This is a genomic window from Bifidobacterium [indicum] DSM 20214 = LMG 11587 (assembly GCF_000706765.1).
GTDB lineage: Bacteria > Actinomycetota > Actinomycetes > Actinomycetales > Bifidobacteriaceae > Bombiscardovia > Bombiscardovia coryneformis.
On record NZ_CP006018.1, the window covers coordinates 239613 to 257646 of the forward strand.

The following is an 18034-nucleotide window of genomic DNA, read 5'->3' on the forward strand; positions in this document are numbered from 1 at the left end:
CAGAGGAGGTCCTGGGTTTGGATTGGCATGCGGCGGTCTACGGGGGAAGGTCCGGCAGGGATAACGATTCCGGGTTCTTTGATGTAGGCGGTGATGACGACTCAACCACCTACGGCAGTCTGGACACCATAGCGGATTCCACCTTGCGCCGTCTGGGCGGGAGGGCCTACTTCCGCGCCCACGAGATTCTGGATGCCCACCGCATGACCGATTTGAAGGTCCGTGAGGAGGGCGATATCCTCACCCTCTCGGCCAGGATCCGTTCCACGTATGACCTGACCGATGACTACCTGGTGCAGACCCGGCTTGACCAATCCGCGGGCGAGGTCGTCGGCTCATCCTGTACCTGTCAGGCCTTCGGGAGGCAGGGTTCCGTATGCAAACACGTGATTGCGCTGATAATGGCCTACAACGAGAACCCGGACCGATTCGACCATAGGACGGTCCAGGGCGCTCGCAGGACCGGCACCCGCAGAACCTCCCATGCCCTGGGTGCCTATATGCTCCGGGAGGACGGGAACATCAGGCGCTCCTATCGGGAAAGGCAGCTCAAACTCCTTCGGGAGGTCGGTACTCGTGCCGAGGGCCAGGCCATTCCCTCCACTGACCAAAAGCGTCATCTGCCGATCGGGTCGGTGGGGCTCAGACCCGACCTGTCCGACCTGGCCGGCGGGTGGGAAATTCGACTCCATATCGGTATGGCCTCCAGGGGCGTCGCCTACCTGGTCAAGGACATTCCCGCCCTCCTTCGGGCCGTGGACCAGACCGAATTCGTTTCTTACGGTCGGCGCCTGGCCTTTGTGCATTCCCGGGACACCTTTGACCAGCGTTCGCTCTCCCTGCTTGGGCTGATTGAGCGGGCCGCAGCCATCCGCAGGAGCCTGGCCGCCCAGCAGGACCCGTTTGGCCGACACGTGTCCAGGTCGTCCCTCGGACGGATGACCCTTACCGACGACGAGGTGGCCCAGCTTCTCGAGCTCTACCTGGATTCCGATCTGACCCTGGACTACACGCCTTCCGAACGCTTCCTGCGTCAGACCTTGCCGGCTCGGGTGGTCGACGGGGACCCGGACCTGGGAATCCGCATCAGCTCCGCCGGATCCGGTGATGCCGGTTCCGGCGGTTATGTGATTGAGCACAAGGCATCGGTGGAGCGGTTCATTCCAGGCCAGGCCGCCTCGTTCGTGGTGGTCAGGTCCGCCGCTTCGAGCGGGATTCAGGATGCCGCCCCCTTATTCCACAGGTGTTCTCCCGGATTCATCAGGGACCGGGAGCTTATCGAGACCCTATGTGGGGGCCAGGAGGATTCCCGGCTCTACCTGGGTCGGGACGACCTTGAACTCTTCACCCGGACCGTACTGCCCGAGTTGGGTGGGCCAGGTGCCGAGCCCAGGCAGGGTCGCGGTGGGCTGCGCAGCCCTGCCCTGACCGCCAGCCTCCCACCCGAACTGGTGGAGTTGCGCCGTCCCCCATGCCAGATCGAGTTCTATCTGGACCGGGACCAGGAGGGGATCAGCTGCGATCTGGAAGCCAAGTATGGGGAGCATCGGTACCCTGTGTTCCAAGACCTTCCCACAACAGCCGATGCTGTGCGAGACCTGGACAGCGAGCGCCTGGCCAGGGAGGCGGTCCGTCAGTACTTCCCCGCTCCCCAGGAGGGCGTGGCCAGGATTCCGGAGTCTGACGAAAAGGCCATCTATGCCTTCCTGACCCAGGGGTTGCCTCTTCTGCGCGGCATGGGTCATGTCTTCTCCACCCCCGCCTTCGACGGCCTGACCGTAACCAGTCATACCCAGATAAGGGTGGGGGTCAGACTCAAGTCGGGTCTGGTTGAAATATCTCCCATCGCCAAGGAGATCGACCCGGACGAGGTGCCCGAGTTGCTGGCCCAGTACCGTAAACGTCGGCGATTCCACCGGTTGCGTAGCGGGGCCTTTGTGGATCTGACCACCCTGGATGCCGGCCAGGTCGATGCCGTGGCCTCGGACCTGGGCATTCCTGTTGCGACTCTGGATGCCGGACAGGTGCCGGTGCCTGCCTACCAGTCCTACTATCTGGATGACCAGGTGGGGGAGGACGAGCGGGACCAGGACTTCAGTTCCTATCTGGAGGGGTTCAAAGCCGTGGACCCCCAGGCCTACCGGGTGCCGGAGACCCTTCACGGGCAGCTCAGGCCCTACCAGATTGAGGGGTTCCGCTGGCTTAATACGGTGAGTGACAGGGGGTTCGGCGGCATTCTGGCCGACGAGATGGGTCTGGGCAAGACCGTGCAGATGCTTGCCTACCTGCTCTCCCGTCATGATCGGACACTCGGCGATTCCGAGGAGGTCCTGCCCTCCTTGATTGTCTGCCCTGCCTCCCTGGTCTATAACTGGGCTGCCGAAGCCAGTCGCTTCGCGCCCGAATTGAAGGTTGGTATCCTGGCCGGGCGCAAGACCGACAGGCGTTCCATGCTTGAGGGCAGTGGATCCTATGACCTCCTGATCACCTCCTATGACCTGCTCCGTCGTGACATCGAGGACTACCAGGGATCTTCCTTCGATACCCTGGTTCTGGACGAGGCCCAGTACATCAAGAACCACGCCACCAAGGCCTCCCGGGCCGTGAGAACCGTGGATTCTCGCCATCGATTTGCCCTGACGGGTACGCCCGTGGAAAACCGGCTCTCCGAACTCTGGAGTATCTTCGACTTCCTCATGCCCGGAATCCTGGGGCCGTACAGCCACTTCCGCGACAGGTTCGAGATGCCCATCCTGAGTGGCGACCAGGACGCCCAGACCAGACTCCAGGCCCTTGTCGGTCCTTTCATTCTTCGCCGGCTCAAGTCCCAGGTCCTGACCGACCTGCCGGAGAAGATTGAGAATGTCATCACTGTTCCCCTGGAGGGGCGCCAGCGCAAGCTTTATGCCGCTCTCGAACAGGAACTCCGCTCCACCCTGAACCGCGAGAAGGACCGGGAGTACGAGACCGGGAAGATTCAGGTTCTGGCCCAGCTGACCAGGTTGAGACAGGTCTGTTGTGATCCGAGGCTGGTCTATGAAGCCTTGCCGGAGGGCGGAACCCAGTCCGAAACCGACCGGCATGGTCAGTCGGCCAAGCTCGATGCCATCGAGGACCTGGTCCTTTCCTGTCAGGACGCTGGCCGGAAGATGCTGATCTTCTCCCAGTTCACCTCGTATTTGGACCTGATTGCTCAACGCCTGCGTGGTCTGGGCGTGGGGTACGACATGATAACCGGCGCCACCTCCAAGAAGCAGCGCCTGGAATTGGTCGATCGGTTCAATCAGGACCAGACCCCCGTCTTCCTGATTTCCCTGAAGGCCGGCAACACGGGCCTCAATCTGACCGGGGCCTGTGTGGTGGTTCACGCCGACCCCTGGTGGAACGCGGCCGCCCAGGAGCAGGCCAACGACCGTGCCCACCGGATTGGACAGGTTCAGGACGTCAATGTGTATCAGATTGTGGCGAAGGACACGATTGAGGAGCGGATTCTTGGTCTCCAACACACCAAGAGCGATCTGGCCTCCCGGTTCGTCGATTCCGCAGCGGTCACCGGCGCCTCCGATATCGGCCGTCTGAGCCGCAGGGACCTCCTTGCCCTCCTGGGCTGACCCGGACTGTAGGTCTGCCGGGAAGGTGGCGGTATCTCCCCGGTTGTGCAGGAGTACCCTGTTCCGGCTACGCTTAATGGTCTGATGCTATCCGGCGGTTGCGCCGCATAGGGTTGACGGGTGCCTTACCGGTACCTGCCGGGCTGGTCGTTGTTGACCGTCCGGGTTACGGGGGTGGCTGCACTCCGCGCGTTCGATTACGAGAAACGATGAGGTCAGGCATGATGAGCGGCATTGAGATGTTCGGTTCGGAGTTTCTGGGAACGGCCGTCATGATGGCCATCGCCTGCATGGTCTCGGCCAGCAGGTCACTGTCCAAGAGCGCCGCCTTCAGGAGCGACTGGATCAACGCGGCCCTGGGCTGGGGGCTTGCCGTCTATGTCGGTGTCTATGTGGGCTGGCGGACCGGAGGCCACCTCAACCCTTCGATCACCCTGGCAAGGGTGGTCAACCATTGGTTCAATCCGGGCGCCACCCTGAACGGGATGCCCATGGGGAAGGGCGGCATACCTGTCACGGCCACCAATGTCGGTATCTTCATCCTGGCCCAGTTCCTGGGTGCCTTTGTGGGATGCTGTATCGGATACCTGGCCACCCGCAAACACTTCGACCTGCACACCGACCCTGATGTGAAACTCACGGTCTTCTGCACCAAGCCGGGCATCAGGTCGAATTTCTGGAATGTCGTATCCGAGATTGTCGGTACGGCCGTCCTGGTCACCTGGGTCTTTGTCAATGGCGGAACACCCACCCAGGTCGGTCCGCTCGGGGTCGCCCTGGTCATTACGGTTCTGGTTCTGGCCCTGGGTGGCATCTCCGGTGCCGCCTTGAATCCCGCCCGTGACTTCTCCGCCCGGGTGGCGTATGCGCTCCTGCCCATGGCCGACAAGCGGGACGCGGACTGGGGGTACGCCTGGGTTCCCTTTGTAGGCCCCTGCATCGGTGCAGTGATTGGTGTGGTTCTTCCCGGCATCTTCGGATTGGTCTCCTGACCCTCCGACCCTGCCGAGTTCCCGGGGATTATCCGGAGCGTGGGGCGGGGCTGAGTTTCCGGGAACAGGCGATGCCCCGGAAGGTTTGGCCTTCCGGGGCATCGGTGTGAGGCAGCGAATCAGTAGCTGGTTGAGGTGGGGCCTTCGAAACGCACCGTCAGGCCGCGGCCATGGTGGAGGAACATCTCGGCGCCGTGGCGGTCCAGGTCGCGGTGGGTGAAGAGCATGCGGATGGCGAAGGCCGTCTGCACGTCGTCAGGCAGATCCAGGAAGGCCTTGTGGGCATCCCACCCGTCGGCCGCCACCGCTTCGTCCGGCACGTAGGCGTAACCATAACCATCCTCGTCCACATATCCCAGGAAGGGGAGGTCCCATGCCTGGTGATAGCTCAGCTGGTCCTTGTAGTCCTCGACTTGCTTCAAGGCCTCATCGCTGATCCCGAACTTTTTGGCCACCTCGTTGGCCTTGGCCGTCTTTGATACAGCGTCCTTTGCAAACATGGACGTATCGACGACGATGAGTGTATCTTCTGCCATGACTGACCTTTCTGATTGGTCCGCCTGCACGGGGTCAAGCAGATGTCATGGCCGTGCAGTGCCATGACAAGTGGCTGGCCGTCAATTTCTGACGACCCGCCTGGATGCAACAGTGCTTCCATTTCTTACGTTAGCAAATTCCGGGGCGGAAAGTGGGATGGTGGGCGAGGAAATGTCGCGGTCGAAAACCACGCGACAATTGGGATTGCCTCAGGTTGGCATACGAAGTGGTCGCAGGTTCTGTCTGTCAGGGTCTGAGGATGTTGGTGCGGGAGATATAGACCGCCCCGGCGCGAGGGTATTCCCCGGTCAGCTCGGGTATGGTGACCGGGCGGTATCCCTTTCTGCGCAGGTCATCCAGCAGACCGGGCAGGGCCTGTGCGGTGTGGGGCTGGATGTCGTGCATGAGGACGATGGAGCCGGGCTGGAGTTCGGCCTTGATCTTTCCTGTGATCGAGCCGGGGGAGGCGCCACGGGCCCAGTCGTAGGAGTCCGCGTTGTACGAGGCGATGGCCGCCCCGAGATGATTGCCGATGTATGACCTGCTGGCCTCGTCCACCCTGCCATGGGGAGGTCTGACCATCGTGACGGCCCGCTTGGCCGCATTCCGGATTACCTGACCGGACTGAGCAATCTGCAGTTCCTCCTGATGCCTGGCCATGATGTCGGGGAGGTCCTGGTGGCTCCAGGTGTGGTTGCCGACCGGGTACCCTTTTTGGGTCATCCGCTCCAGGATCCTGGTGGTCCGAGGGCCGACCTTTTGCCCTATGGGGAAGAAGGTCGCGGGTGACTGGCTGTCGATCAGGTCATCAAGTATCTGGTTGGTGAGCTTCGTGTCGGGTCCATCGTCGAAGGTCAGGGCAAGGCAGGACTGCTGGGTGCAGTCGATGCCCTTGCGGTTGTTCCCGGCCCGAACCAACCGGTCGGCGTCTCTGTAGAGGGTCTCTTCCAAGGTCCTGGCGTTGTACGGGTCCGTCTGATTCTCCGCGACCTTCAGGTCCTCCACCAGGGTCAATCGGTCGGCATTGTTCCGGCCGACCAGGGCCTTGGAGTCCTCGGCGAACTCGGCCATACCGGGCATGATTGCCCTGAGCCGGTCCAGGTCGTCCGCCCGGGGAGGCAGGCGGGAATCCAGCTTGTGCAGGTCGACGATGGCCCGCTCGGATTTAGCTGTCAGACCGCTCAGGGTATCGGCCATCCTGTGCCGGTGGCTGGGCATCTGCCGGGCCGTGCATCCGTCCTGGCCGAACGCGCCCGTCTGCATGGCCTGTTTGCGGTCCCTGCCTTCCTGAAGCCGTATCCTGTCCAGGATCTTCTGTGTGGATGCCGGTGGCTGGGCCCCGCCCTGACCTGCTTCCCTGGCATCCAGGAGCCTGTTCAGGTGGGCATCACTGATTCTCCAGGCGTTACCCCATTCCATGCACCTGGAGATGCTCGATCTGTAGTGGTTGTAAACGGGTCTGTAGGCGGCCAGCCCGGAGACCAGGGCAAGCGGGACCAGCAGGGCCACAGACAGGGCAACCCTTTTCGGTCGTCGGAGTTTGTGCCCCCGGGTGTCCGAGGTGCCTGCGCCTTCAGCCATACTTGAACCTTGTGATAGAGAGACGCCATCTCTCCTGTGCAAGGATGGCGTCTCTGGTCGGGTTAGGTGCCTGGGGGCCGATCTGGCCCCCAGGCGGTCGAATCACTGGGCGATGAATCCGCCGTCGACCACGAACTCGGAGCCCAGGGCGAACTTGGACTCATCCGCGGCCAGGTAGACGCAGATCTCGCCGATGTCGCGGGGTTCGCCGATGTGCCCCAGGGGGGTCAGCTTGCTCATACGATCCTCAAGGTCCTGGCTGATCAACGGCGTCTTGATGAAGCCGGGGTGGACCGAGTTGATTCGGACCTTATAGTCGTTGTTGGCCGAGTCCAGGGCAGCCGACTTGGTCAGGATCCTGGTGCCGCCCTTGCTGGCGTTGTAAGCACCGGCCCCGCTCAGGCCCACGAATCCCTCGATGGAGGAGATGTTGATGATGGAGCCGCCGCGGCCCTTCATCACCCGCATGCCGTGCTTGGTGCCCAGGAAGGTGCCGTTCAGATTGATGTCGATGACCTTCTTCCAGTCCTCGTACTTCTCCTGGTCCAGAGTGGCACCGCTGCCGCCGATGCCTGCATTGTTGACCACAGTGGTCAGCTCGCCGAGTTCGGCCTGGACCTTGTCGATGGCCTCGATCCACTGGTCTTCATCGGTCACGTCCAGGGGGGTGAACATGACCTGGTCATGGTACTTGTCCATAAATTCCCTGGATGCGTCGCTCTCCTTGATGTCGGTCAGGGCCACCTTGGCTCCCTCCCGTACGAAGCACTCAGCCACACCCAGTCCGATTCCGCCGGTTCCGCCGGTGATGATGGCAACCTTGCCATTGAGACGATCAGTCATACTACTCTCCTTTGATAGAACGAACTGACGGTCCTAAGTGTACAGAAAGATGGTCGGGCCTGCACGGATAGATTCGTGCGGGTCCCGCCGTGGTCCCCATAGGGTGTGAGGATGGAAACAGCTCGCTGGGGAGAAGAGGAAAGAGAGGATTCGATGGCTGTCAATACCGGTCGGCGCAATGTGCGCGAACGTCTGGCCACCTTCGGGTTCTTCATCTTCATGGGGACGGGAACCTCTGCCTGGTTCTCCCGTCTGCCGTCGGTCAAGGAGATACTGGGGTTGCAACCCTCCTCCCTGGCTTTGATGACCATCCTTGGCGGGTGCGGCGCCCTGGTGGGCATGGTGGTTTCCGGCGTTCTGACCAACCGCCTGGGTGTGCGTCGTGCCATGCTTCTGAGTGCTTCTACCTGGTGCCTGGGCATGCTGGTGGCCTCGTTTGCCATTTGGCGGCTCTCGCTGCCTGGCGTGGTCTTGGGACTTCTCTTCAATTCGGCGGGAATCAGCCTCTGGGGAACGGTCAACACCGTCGAGGCCGGAGCCGTTGAGCGCAACGCCGAGCACTCGGTCATGGCCAGGTTCCATGCCTCCTATAGCCTCGGCATGTTCCTGGCCTTGGGGTTGGGTTCTTTGATTTCCCACCTGGGCATACCGGTGGAGGTCCACCTGGCGGCCAATGCTCTGGTGACCCTGGGTCTGATGGCCTGCTGTCTTCTTGTTTGCCCGGCCAATCCCCAGGGCGATGACACCGGCCCCGTCGGAGATTCAGGTGCTGATTGCGCTGGCGACGACCGTAGCCCCATGCGCAAGCAGATGGCGGCCTGGGGGGACTCCCTGGTGCTGATGCTGGCACTGATCAATGTGGCCCTGGAGGCCAGCGAAGGTGCCGTCAATGACTGGAGCAGCATCGGATTGGTCGATTCCTTCAGCGCGCCGGAATCCATGGCCAATCTGGCTCCAACGGTCTTTGCGGCCGCGATGATCATCTCCAGGATGCTGGGCCCCTGGGTTATCGAGCGGCTGGGCAATACGGTCAGTCTCTATCTGACCCTCTTGGTTTCGGCTCTGGGCATCCTGGTCTACTCCCTTTCGCCGTTCCTGGTGGTCTCCCTCGTGGGGACCTGCATCTGGGGCATCGGTGCGGCCTTGGGCGTCCCCATCGTCACCACCCTGGCTACGCGGGACCCGTCCATGGCGGCCCAACGGGCCTCGGTCATCTCGACCGCCTATTACGGGGTTTCGTGGATCATCCCGCCTGCCATCGGCTTCCTGGCCGACCATACCGGTGTCCGGCCCGCCCTCCTGCCCCTGGCGCTGGTCCTGGTTCTGGTCACCCTGCTGGTCAGGCCGGTCAGCAGAAAAGGCTGACCGCCTGTTGTCGAGGCGGCCTTATGCTGCGTGAAGGTTGTCCGGGCCGATGATGATGCCCTTGCCTCTGAGGTTTTCCAGGCACTCCTCCAGATAGGCCTCATCGTGCTCCGGATAGATTGGCGAGGTGAGTCGGACGGCCTCCAGATGTTCATAGGGGTCGCAGTGCCTGCCGCGATAGAGGGGATCGCGCCAGTCCGGATCCGGATGGTATCCCCTGGCCGCCATCTCATCCATGACCAGGATGTGGAATTGATAGAGCTTGTATGGCGAGTGGGAGAAGACGTAATCCACGGTGGCATGCTTGCGGCCCCAGCCAAGCCCCCTGAGGGCGGTGATTTCCCTATGCTGCCCCAGGAGCTGTTGCCGGGGCAGTGCCCCAATCAGGTCCTGATGCCACAGCCGCATACCTGCCCCCGATCCTGGACCGTCACTCCTCGTGGTTTCCCAAGCATAGTCTTCAACCGCGGCTGGTGGTCTCTCTTTTTGTGAAGGCGATGGTGACGGCAGCCAGAAGGAAGGAGAGTGCGGATCCGGCCAGGACCGCCACAAGGGCCATGCTGATGTGACTTGTGCCGGAGTAAGCAAGGTCGGCGATGAGGAAGGACATTGTGAACCCAATCCCGCACAACTGGGCCACTGCGCCCAGGTCAACCGTACGGATTCCGGAGGGGAGTCTCAGTCCCAACCGCGAGCAGACCAGAACCACGGACATGATCCCCAGTGGTTTGCCTAATGCCAACCCGATGGTAATCCCCAGGAAAATGGGACTCGTCAGCCAGGTGGGGCTGAAGTCGCGCAGAGGTATCCCCATGGATAGGAAGGCGAACAAGGGCAGTGCCAGCAGCGCGGATAGGGGGGTGAGATTCCTGCTCAGGCTCTCCGCTCTCGATTCCTTGCCCTGAAGCGAAGACCTGCCCGGAGTGAGCAGCCCGAGAGCCACGCCTGACAGGACCGGATGAATCCCTGCACGAAGAAACCCGTACCAGGCGCCCAGGGCGGCAAGTAGGGCGATTGGGCGGAGGACTCGCCTCATCCGCATAAGCAGATACCATCCCCCCAGACAGAGCATGGCGGGGAGCAGCATCCAGGGCTGAGAAAGGTGTGAATAGCCTATGGCAATCAGCAGTACGCCGATGATGTCGTCGAATACGGCCAGGGTCATGAGGAATGACTGGCGTCCTGCACCGGTGCCGGGGGCGAGTATCCGCAGGGCCGTCAGGGAGAACGCCACATCTGTTGCAGTCGGTATGGCCCAGCCCCGTAGTCCTGTAGGGTCGGAGTGGTTGATGGCCCAGTATATGCCGATGGGGGCGATCACCCCTCCGATTGCCGCAAGCATCGGGGTCAGGGCCTGGCGTGGGTTGCGCAGTGTTCCTGTCGACATCTCCTGCCGGAGGTCCAGGCCGATGACCAGAAAGAACAGGGTCAGCATGCCGTCCTGCACCCATTCTTTGACGGTCAGGTCCAGACCCGGCATGAGGTGGTCCAGGGCATGCAGGGGAACCCATGTGGAAATCGCCTGATAGGTATCGAGGGTGGCCGGTAAGTTGGCCCCAACAAGTCCCAGGATGGCAGCCGATACCATGAGCAAGGCGGTGCTGCGGTCGTTCTGGGCGGTGCTGCATAGGTGCAGCCAGGTTTTGGCGACGAGGTGTCGAATGGGCCTGAGTGGGTTGGTCTGGCGCGCAAACATACGGTCGTTGGTCCTTCTGAGAGATGTATGTTGTCTGTTTCGCCGACCAGTCTTCCCGGCATGAATCCTGTTGGGGACTCCCGATAGGCAGAATACCAGGGAGCCTGAATACAGGATTTCCGGCAGGGGCGGGGGGGGGGTAACGTGCGCGGTAAGGGGAAACCGTCGGAGCGGTGTTGGCTGAGCCTATATGCTGTCGAACGCGAGCGTCAGGCAGCGCGTTCGGCCTGGTAGTTGCTACCCCAATCGCGCATGGCTTCGATGACCGGCCTGAGACTTTTTCCTGTTTCCGTCAGGGAGTACTCCACGCGCGGAGGGACTTCCGGGTATACCTTGCGATGTACCAGGCCATCGTGCTCCATCTGGCGCAGATTTGCGGTGAGCACCTTCTGCGAGACGCTGCCCAGGGAGCGGCGCAGCTCTCCAAAACGTAGTGTCCCGCCCAGCAGATCCCGCAATATCAGGACCTTCCACTTATCGGAAATCAGCAACAGTGTCGTTTCGACGGGACACGCCGGTAGTTCATCCTGCATCAGAGGAATCTCCATTCCAGAACACCATGAAATTCCACAAACGTTCCTTTTTGGTAACTATGGAACTTCTTTATGCCTACTATCTTCTTCATCCGTATGGTAATAGGGTACATCAGGACAAGGAAAACGGAGTGACCTCCAAAAAGTTGAACGAAAGGACACATGATGAAGATTGCAGTAGTTGCGGCAAATGGTAAGGCGGGCCGGCTCATTGTCGAAGAGGCAGTGCAGCGCGGCCATGAAGTGACTGCGGTGGTGCGCAGCGACAACAAGACCGATGCTCAGCACGCCATCATCAAGGATCTGTTCGACCTGACGGCGGCCGACCTTGCCGGATTCGATGTGGTGGTGGATGCGGCGGGAGCCTGGACCCCGGATACCCTGCATTACATCGCCGATGCGGCCAAGCATCTGGCTGACCTGTTGTCGGGAACGGATACCCGGTTGCTTGTGGTCGGTGGCGCCGGGAGCCTCTTCGTCAACAAGGACCACACCTTGGCCCTTGAGGATACCCCGGACTTCCTCGATGCGCACAAGCCGGTCTCCAGTGCCCATGGCAAGGCCTTGGCCCACCTGCGCACCCGTTCCGATGTGCGCTGGACCTATGTCAGCCCGGCCGCCGACTTCCAAGCCGAGGGTGAGCGTACCGGCTCCTACGGGCTGGCCGGGGAGGAGCTGACCACCAATGCGGAGGGTCAGAGCTTCATCAGCTATGCCGACTATGCAATCGCCATGGTGGACGAGGTCGAATCCGGCAAGCATGTCGGTGAGCGTATTTCCGTTTACGCCAAGTAATCGTCGTGCGGAAAGCCCGAATCGGGCCTGCTCTGCCAGGGGGGATTGAACAGGCCCGTTACGGACAGCCGGTGAAAAGCCTGGCGCATAGACCGATAGCGTCATGAATGACAACGGGGCCGCACTCCTGCAATTCGATTCACCCGAAAGGCAGGAGTGCGGCCCGGTGTTTTCCGGTCTGTACTGCGCGGCCGGCTCCGGTGTCAGAGGAGCGTGGCCACCCAAAGCAGGATGGCTGCCGCAACGAACAGAATGGCGAATATCTTCCCGCCGACCTTCAGCCACTTACCGAAGCTGATCCCGGCCACGGACAGCCCGGCCAGAAGCACGCCGCCGGTCGGGTTGATGATGTTCATCAGGCCGTTGCCGAACTGGTTGCTCAGCACGATCACGTCACGGTTGATATGGACCAGATCGGCCAGGGGACCCATGACAGGCATGGTCAAGGCTGCGGAGCCGGAGGATGAGGGGACGAACAGGGTCAGTATCGACTGGACGGCAAGCAGGATGGTGGTGAAGAGACCCTTAGGCAGATTACCCAGCAGTCCCACCAGCCAGTTCAGGATGGTATCGATGATCATGCCGTCCTGGAGAATGACCAGGATGCTGCGGGCCAGACCGATGATTACCGCTGCATAGACAAAGTCCCCGCATCCGCTTACGAAGCTCTCGCATATCTGATTGAGCGAGAAACGCGCCACAATCCCGATAATGAGGCCCACGGCGAGGAAGAGGGCGCCGATTTCGGTCATATACCAGCCCAGGGCCAGGATGCCGTATACCATCACGGCCAATCCGAGGACAAAAATGCCGATGATGATCTTGTCGCGAGTGGTGAAGGTGTCGGTCTTGCCGGTTTCGTCCTTGCCGTTCGCGCCCTCATTTCCGGAAAGCAGTCGGGCGCGCAGACGCTGGTCGCTGTCATAGACGATTGAGGATTCGGGAGTCTTGCGAACCCGGTAGGCGTACCGCATGGTGAAGGCAACGGCTATCAGGGTGAAGATGGCCCAGCAGACGATACGCCACATCAGCAGGGGATTCCCGTGCACTTCGCCGATGCCTTGGGCTATCAGCACGTTGAAGGGGTTGATGGTTGAACCGATATACCCGACCTGGCTGGCCAGGAAAAGAGTCAGTATGGCCGTCATGGAGTCAAACCCCATTGTCAGCATGAACGTGATGAAGATGATGAACAGGGGAATCAGTTCCTCGCTCATGCCGTAGGTTGAGCCGCCGAGGCTGACAAGGAGCATCATCATCGGGATGACCAGGATGCCCTTGGCTCCCAAAGAGTCGGCCAGTGCCCTGAGACCCCGATCGATGGCACCGGTTTTGAGGATGATGCCGAAGGCTCCTCCCAGGATGAGCACGAAGGAGATGACCTCCACGGCCTGGATGATTCCGTTGCCGGGTGCTTCCAGGATGGCGGCCAGACCCTGACGGTGGTCCAGACCGTCGCTGATCTTGCCGATTTCATGGAAGGTCCCAGGAAGGATGACGGTCCTCTCCGTGCCGTCCACCATCTGTTTTTTGGAATCGAACTGGCCGCTTGGAATCAACCAGGTCGATGCTGCGGCCAGAATGACCATGAAGAACAGCAGGGCGTAGCTATGTGGGAAGGTAAATGACTTGCGTTTCTTGGTTGTGGACATGATTGTCTCATTTCTTGGGGTATACGGGTAATGCGGGTCAGGCCTCGTAGGCAGGTTGTCCATCGACGTAGGTGGCTGCCACCCGGGCCTCGCGCAGGCCCTGCGCGTCGGCATGGACCAGATCCCTGTCGAAGATGGCCATGGTGGCTCTCTGTCCGGGTCGCAGACTCGGGGGTGCACCGGGCGAATCCGGATCAGGGTCATTCCGGTTGGAGTGGCCATCATTGGTCCAGGCGGACAATACAGCCATTGCCGGGAGGGCGTACTGGGGGAACCACTGCTCGCCTCCCTTGTCGAATTCCCGCAGACTGGCCCGCAGGATGGATTCGGGAAGGCTCGGCAGGAACAGGGGGCAGTCCGTGCCGCATGTCAGATTCAGCCCAGGCGTCGTCAGACTGCTGTAATGGAAGAAATCACTGCCGTCATCGTCGGCAATGGTGTTTGGCATGTAGGCATCCTGGGCGGATGGGTTCAACCCCAATATCTGCGGATATAACTCGGCTGTGATGCCTGCCTGGGCCATTACGCCGGCTGCCCGATCATTGATCATCTCCAAGTCGCTGATGGAGTGGTGCAATCCCGGCGCGGCCGCAGAGGACAGTATCCGAGCGGATTCCTCTATGGCCCTGTCGCCCTCGGCGGTCATGCAACAGGAAAACCCGCTGCCTGCGATGTCTTCGACGCGATGTTCCAGTTCTCGGTAATCAACTTGTGGGGTGGGCTCACCGGAGGCATAGCGACCGTGAATATCCGCGGTTCCGTCAGCGACGACCCCGTCGACCATAAGCTTGACTCCGCGTAGCCTGGTCTTGGAACCCAGCGGTTGTGTGGCGATCTGCTTCAGCCTTGCTCCGGTTACCTGCTCCCTTACGGGCTCTATGTAGAGATCGGCCTTCAGGCACTTATCGGCCAGCCAGCCATGCACGCCTGTGCCGTCGAAAACGATGTCCTTGCAGGAAACCACTCCTCTTTCGAGGAGCAATTGCTCGAATCGTCTCCATGAAGCCCGAACCAGCTCCCGGTCACCGGTCATCTCCTTGATCAGCAGGGCCCGGTCCTCTGCCCCAAGCTGGTCCTCGGAGAATCCATACCGCCGAACCGCCGCTGTATTCATCCAGTAACGGCTGCGTAGTGAGTCGATGGCCACTATCGGGGTCTGGTCGCTGATGTCATCCAGACTGTCCCGCTCGGGGTCTTGGCCCCATAGCTGCCGATTCCATCCATGGGCGTATATGGGTCTTGTCGGATTCTCTTTGTGCTCCTTGGCCAAGAGAAGTGCGGCCTCCTCTTCGGAATCCGCGGATGACAGATCCAGGCCGGCGTTTGCCGCCATCCATCCGGAGAAGAAAACATGGTTGTCGTGAAGGCCCGGCATGACCAGGCACTCGTCATATTCGAGCACCTTGCAATCGGGTCCAGGATCTTCGTGATTCCAGTCGCGACCAACCTTGGTGATGGTCGATCCTTCAAACTCCACAAACCCCTTGAAGAGTTGCGGGGAAATCCCGTCAAAGATATGACGGGACCTTACAACAGTCCTCATTGTCTGTCCTTATCGTCAGGACTTGGGGAGTCCTTTGGGCGCACTTGCCCTTATGAGATGGCAAGAGGATGCGCGTTCCGGGTTCAGCCGACCACCTTGTTAGAGGCTGAAGGTATAGAACTCCCCAAGATAAAACTGATGACCAACATGAACCGGTCGGTCATCCTGATCGCAGATAAGTGTATGAACCTCAAAGCAGGGAGTGCCTATGACCACTTTCATCTCCTTGGCCAGCCGGGCATCGGCCAAGGTCATACCAAGCCTTGTCGTCTTGGGATTGATGGGCCGGATTCCGTGCTTCCTCTCAAGCAGGTCATAGAGGGACCCTGACAGATCCTCGTGCATGAGGAAGGCGAACCTATCGGCAGGGAAGTAGTTGTTCTCTTCCATGACCGGTTGGTTGTCGGCCATCCGCAACCGCTTCAGATAGACCACATCCTCGGACGGCTGGTCGCCAAGTTGCTCGGTAATCCACTGTTCGGCATGGATCAGACGGCATTCGAGCACCTTGCTTGATGGCTTGTAGCCGGCCTTGGTCAGGCTCTCTGTAAATCCCATGACGTATTCGACTCTCCGGTCGATTTTGTGGGTTCTGACGAAGGTGCCCTTCCCCTGCTTCTTGAGAAGATAACCATCGTCCACCAGTTCCTCAATGGCACGACGAACGGTGATACGGGATACGCCGAATTGTTCGCACAACTGGGGCTCAGTAGGGATCTTCTCACCGGGGGCCAATTGGCCGGACCGAATTTCGGAGAGCAGGAGCGCCTTGATCTGAGCGTACTTCGGTATCTGCGTATCGCCCTTGAGCATCAGGTTCTCCCTATCGGTCATGTAACACAGTATGCTACCTCATCGAGGCTGACATACCGCTCTTACAAGGTTCGGTTGATCCTTGCTGCCCGGGTTCATATCTATATCCGATTACATCCCGATCCGAACTGCCTGGACCTGGATGGTGATATGGCTACCTGATGGGTGCGCCATATCCGAAAGAGCCATTCAACTGCACCGCCTCTGCTGCAAAGTCCTGGCCTGCGACCAGGCTCTCGTCCAAACCGCGCCCTTGCACAACGTGATTCAGCAGGAAGGCGGTCAGGAACGAGTCTCCGGCCGCCATGGTGTCAACGGCTTCCACGACATGGGGTGCCAGTTCATGGAAGTTCTGGCCGTCATAGACCACCGTGGACTGGGAACCTCGTGTGGCGATCAGGACCCTGTTGGGCTCCGTGAAGAGGTGCTTGAGCAACACCTCCACCTGATTGGTTTCCATCCCACTGACCGAGAAGAAGCCATACTGCACGTACCCGATTGCGGCATCAACCATGGCGTTGTCGAACTCGTCGGAGAAGTCATAGGAGATCGGAATGCCCAGTCTGCTGACCTGGGGCAACAGATGATTGGCGTTTCCCCATACTCCCATGTGGATGAGGCCGAACCCCCGCAGGTAATCCAGATCGCCCTCGTCCAGTTGCAGGGGCTCCTGTCCCGCGATGCCGCCTTCATTGCTTCCAATGAAAACGCGGTCGCCATCGATGATGTTGACCTTGGCACAGCCGTTCTCGCCGTGGCGTACCACGCTGTGACTGCGGTCTATGCCCAGGTCGTCAATGCTGGATTCGACCAGCTGGGCCTGACGGTCATCGCCGAATACCCCCATGAATGCCGCCTCATACCCCAGCTTCTTGGCGAATGCCGCGAAATTCAGGGCGTTGCCACCGGGATACATGACGTTCTTGTTGACGTACTGATCAACAACCTGGTCTCCCAGGCCGATGACCTTTGTGTCCTCGTGAGGAATATGGCCCGGCATATCAGTACTCCACCTTGCCCATATACCTCCGCACGTCCAGGTCATGGTTGTGGACCTTGGACAGGGCATAGCGGTACTTGCTGAGCACGCTGTAGAAGAGCACGGGGTTGAAGTACTCGCTGACCGAGTCGTCAATCATGTCCAGCCCGAGTTCCTTTGCGTCGACGACCTCGATCTTCTTGGCATACCGCTTGAGGAACTTCAGCACGCGCTCGTCCAACTCACGGGTACGTCCAAGACCCATCGCCAGGATGAAGGGGGTGTTTTCGTCGGTGATTTCCAGCGGGCCGTGGAAGAACTCGCCGGTGTGCACGGCCGTTGCATCCAGCCACTGCATCTCCATCAAGGAGCAAATCGAGAACCCGTATGCATGGCCGTAGGATGCTCCGGAGGCCATCACGTAGAACATTTCCTCGTCCTTGTAGGCGTCGGCGAAGGCCTTGGCCCTGGGCTCGACCTGCTTTTCCGCGGATGCCACGATGGTATCGATCAGCTTCATGCCTTCCATAAAGGTGTTGTAGTGATCGTAACCTTCCAATTCGTTTACCATGCCGACGGTCAGTTCCAGCATGATTGCCATGGGGTTGTTGTGGACGCGGGTTTCATCGCCCCATTCGTAGAGGAAGCTATAGTCCGAAACGGCGAGCAGGTCGGCCTTGTCGTTGTATGTGAGTCCGACCGTCTGTGCCCCGGCTGCTTTCGCGATCCTGGCGGCCTCGACCGTCTCGGGTGTATTGCCGCCGTGGGAGCAAGCGATCACGACGGAGTTCTTGCCGAGGCGCTTGGGGGTGGCGTGGACGAATTCGTTGGCTGTGTACCACCCGCTGGTAATGGTTGTGGACTCGCTGCGGATGAAATAGTCCGACACGTACATGTCGACCAGTGAACCGCCGCAGGCCACAAAATAGACCTCGGTGATTTTGCCCTTGTTGTGCTGGACCAGACGCTTGGCCACATCGGTAATATCCTGCATGATAACCTCCTTGTTCATCACATAACGTTATATAACGTTATGGTGCGAGTATAACGAGTATGACTCGGGTTGTCCACTTGGGTGTCGTCGGCGCGGAGGA

Annotated in this window: 15 protein-coding genes; 4 read left to right on the forward strand and 11 right to left on the reverse strand. The window is 60.3% G+C overall.

Annotation, left to right across the window (positions count from 1 at the left end; translation table 11 throughout):
* Positions 1–17: 17 nt before the first annotated feature.
* Positions 18–3611, forward strand: coding sequence for a DEAD/DEAH box helicase (locus BINDI_RS00805; protein WP_033491325.1), 3594 nt, complete (start codon positions 18–20; stop codon positions 3609–3611).
* Between the two features lie 221 nt (positions 3612–3832).
* Positions 3833–4603 (forward strand): MIP/aquaporin family protein, encoded by a 771-nt coding sequence (locus BINDI_RS00810; RefSeq protein ID WP_081830731.1) that lies wholly within the window; start codon positions 3833–3835, stop codon positions 4601–4603.
* A 119-nt stretch (positions 4604–4722) separates the two neighbouring features.
* Here the strand turns inward: BINDI_RS00810 and BINDI_RS00815 are convergent, their stop codons facing one another.
* From BINDI_RS00815 to BINDI_RS00825, 3 genes are all read right to left on the reverse strand, one after another.
* Positions 4723–5139 (reverse strand): hypothetical protein, encoded by a 417-nt coding sequence (locus tag BINDI_RS00815; RefSeq protein ID WP_033491329.1) that lies wholly within the window; start codon positions 5137–5139, stop codon positions 4723–4725.
* A 247-nt stretch (positions 5140–5386) separates the two neighbouring features.
* Positions 5387–6721 carry a polysaccharide deacetylase family protein gene (locus tag BINDI_RS07045; RefSeq protein ID WP_052109032.1) on the reverse strand — a complete coding sequence of 445 codons (1335 nt, stop codon included), beginning with the start codon at positions 6719–6721 and terminating at the stop codon, positions 5387–5389.
* Positions 6722–6823: 102 nt separating this feature from the next.
* A complete protein-coding gene (locus tag BINDI_RS00825; protein ID WP_033491331.1) occupies positions 6824–7564 on the reverse strand; it encodes an SDR family oxidoreductase in 741 nt (246 codons plus the stop codon).
* 153 nt (positions 7565–7717) lie between these two features.
* Between BINDI_RS00825 and BINDI_RS00830 the strand changes: the two genes are divergently transcribed.
* On the forward strand, positions 7718–8929 hold the full coding sequence (locus tag BINDI_RS00830; protein WP_033491332.1) for an MFS transporter: 1212 nt from the start codon (positions 7718–7720) through the stop codon (positions 8927–8929).
* A 21-nt stretch (positions 8930–8950) separates the two neighbouring features.
* Here BINDI_RS00830 and BINDI_RS00835 read toward each other — a convergent pair whose 3' ends face one another.
* From BINDI_RS00835 to BINDI_RS00845, 3 genes are all read right to left on the reverse strand, one after another.
* Complete coding sequence (locus BINDI_RS00835) at positions 8951–9337, reverse strand: TIGR02328 family protein (protein ID WP_033491334.1); 387 nt, start codon at positions 9335–9337, stop codon at positions 8951–8953.
* 52 nt (positions 9338–9389) lie between these two features.
* A complete protein-coding gene (locus BINDI_RS00840; RefSeq protein ID WP_052109034.1) occupies positions 9390–10625 on the reverse strand; it encodes a Na+/H+ antiporter NhaA in 1236 nt (411 codons plus the stop codon).
* Positions 10626–10834: 209 nt separating this feature from the next.
* The gene (locus tag BINDI_RS00845) at positions 10835–11158 is read right to left on the reverse strand and encodes a winged helix-turn-helix transcriptional regulator (protein WP_033491418.1); all 324 of its coding nucleotides are present in this window, start codon (positions 11156–11158) and stop codon (positions 10835–10837) included.
* A 165-nt stretch (positions 11159–11323) separates the two neighbouring features.
* Here BINDI_RS00845 and BINDI_RS00850 point away from each other — a divergent pair, with 165 nt between their 5' ends.
* Positions 11324–11953, forward strand: coding sequence for an NAD(P)-dependent oxidoreductase (locus BINDI_RS00850; protein ID WP_033491345.1), 630 nt, complete (start codon positions 11324–11326; stop codon positions 11951–11953).
* 203 nt (positions 11954–12156) lie between these two features.
* Here BINDI_RS00850 and BINDI_RS00855 read toward each other — a convergent pair whose 3' ends face one another.
* From BINDI_RS00855 to BINDI_RS00875, 5 genes are all read right to left on the reverse strand, one after another.
* Positions 12157–13605 carry a YfcC family protein gene (locus tag BINDI_RS00855; RefSeq protein ID WP_033491346.1) on the reverse strand — a complete coding sequence of 483 codons (1449 nt, stop codon included), beginning with the start codon at positions 13603–13605 and terminating at the stop codon, positions 12157–12159.
* A gap of 37 nt (positions 13606–13642) precedes the next feature.
* On the reverse strand, positions 13643–15148 hold the full coding sequence (locus BINDI_RS00860) for an amidohydrolase family protein (protein ID WP_052109036.1): 1506 nt from the start codon (positions 15146–15148) through the stop codon (positions 13643–13645).
* Positions 15149–15247: 99 nt separating this feature from the next.
* Entirely contained in the window at positions 15248–15982 is a 735-nt protein-coding gene (locus BINDI_RS00865) for a GntR family transcriptional regulator (RefSeq protein ID WP_202805348.1), read from the reverse strand.
* Positions 15983–16115: 133 nt separating this feature from the next.
* Positions 16116–16961 carry a PfkB family carbohydrate kinase gene (locus BINDI_RS00870; RefSeq protein WP_033491348.1) on the reverse strand — a complete coding sequence of 282 codons (846 nt, stop codon included), beginning with the start codon at positions 16959–16961 and terminating at the stop codon, positions 16116–16118.
* A 1-nt stretch (position 16962) separates the two neighbouring features.
* On the reverse strand, positions 16963–17934 hold the full coding sequence (locus BINDI_RS00875; RefSeq protein WP_202805349.1) for an SIS domain-containing protein: 972 nt from the start codon (positions 17932–17934) through the stop codon (positions 16963–16965).
* Positions 17935–18034: the final 100 nt, after the last annotated feature.

Excerpts from the sequence above, each read along its gene's own strand:
- BINDI_RS00860 (WP_052109036.1), bottom strand. The coding sequence starts at position 15,148 with ATGAGGACTGTTGTAAGGTCCCGTCATATCTTTGACGGGATTTCCCCG.
- BINDI_RS00855 (WP_033491346.1), bottom strand. The coding sequence starts at position 13,605 with ATGTCCACAACCAAGAAACGCAAGTCATTTACCTTCCCACATAGCTAC.
- BINDI_RS00815 (WP_033491329.1), bottom strand. The coding sequence starts at position 5,139 with ATGGCAGAAGATACACTCATCGTCGTCGATACGTCCATGTTTGCAAAG.
- BINDI_RS00845 (WP_033491418.1), bottom strand. The coding sequence starts at position 11,158 with ATGCAGGATGAACTACCGGCGTGTCCCGTCGAAACGACACTGTTGCTG.
- BINDI_RS07045 (WP_052109032.1), bottom strand. The coding sequence starts at position 6,721 with ATGGCTGAAGGCGCAGGCACCTCGGACACCCGGGGGCACAAACTCCGA.
- BINDI_RS00840 (WP_052109034.1), bottom strand. The coding sequence starts at position 10,625 with ATGTTTGCGCGCCAGACCAACCCACTCAGGCCCATTCGACACCTCGTC.
- BINDI_RS00835 (WP_033491334.1), bottom strand. The coding sequence starts at position 9,337 with ATGCGGCTGTGGCATCAGGACCTGATTGGGGCACTGCCCCGGCAACAG.
- BINDI_RS00825 (WP_033491331.1), bottom strand. The coding sequence starts at position 7,564 with ATGACTGATCGTCTCAATGGCAAGGTTGCCATCATCACCGGCGGAACC.
- BINDI_RS00850 (WP_033491345.1), top strand. The coding sequence starts at position 11,324 with ATGAAGATTGCAGTAGTTGCGGCAAATGGTAAGGCGGGCCGGCTCATT.
- BINDI_RS00875 (WP_202805349.1), bottom strand. The coding sequence starts at position 17,934 with ATGCAGGATATTACCGATGTGGCCAAGCGTCTGGTCCAGCACAACAAG.
- BINDI_RS00810 (WP_081830731.1), top strand. The coding sequence starts at position 3,833 with ATGATGAGCGGCATTGAGATGTTCGGTTCGGAGTTTCTGGGAACGGCC.
- BINDI_RS00870 (WP_033491348.1), bottom strand. The coding sequence starts at position 16,961 with ATGCCGGGCCATATTCCTCACGAGGACACAAAGGTCATCGGCCTGGGA.
- BINDI_RS00865 (WP_202805348.1), bottom strand. The coding sequence starts at position 15,982 with ATGACCGATAGGGAGAACCTGATGCTCAAGGGCGATACGCAGATACCG.
- BINDI_RS00830 (WP_033491332.1), top strand. The coding sequence starts at position 7,718 with ATGGCTGTCAATACCGGTCGGCGCAATGTGCGCGAACGTCTGGCCACC.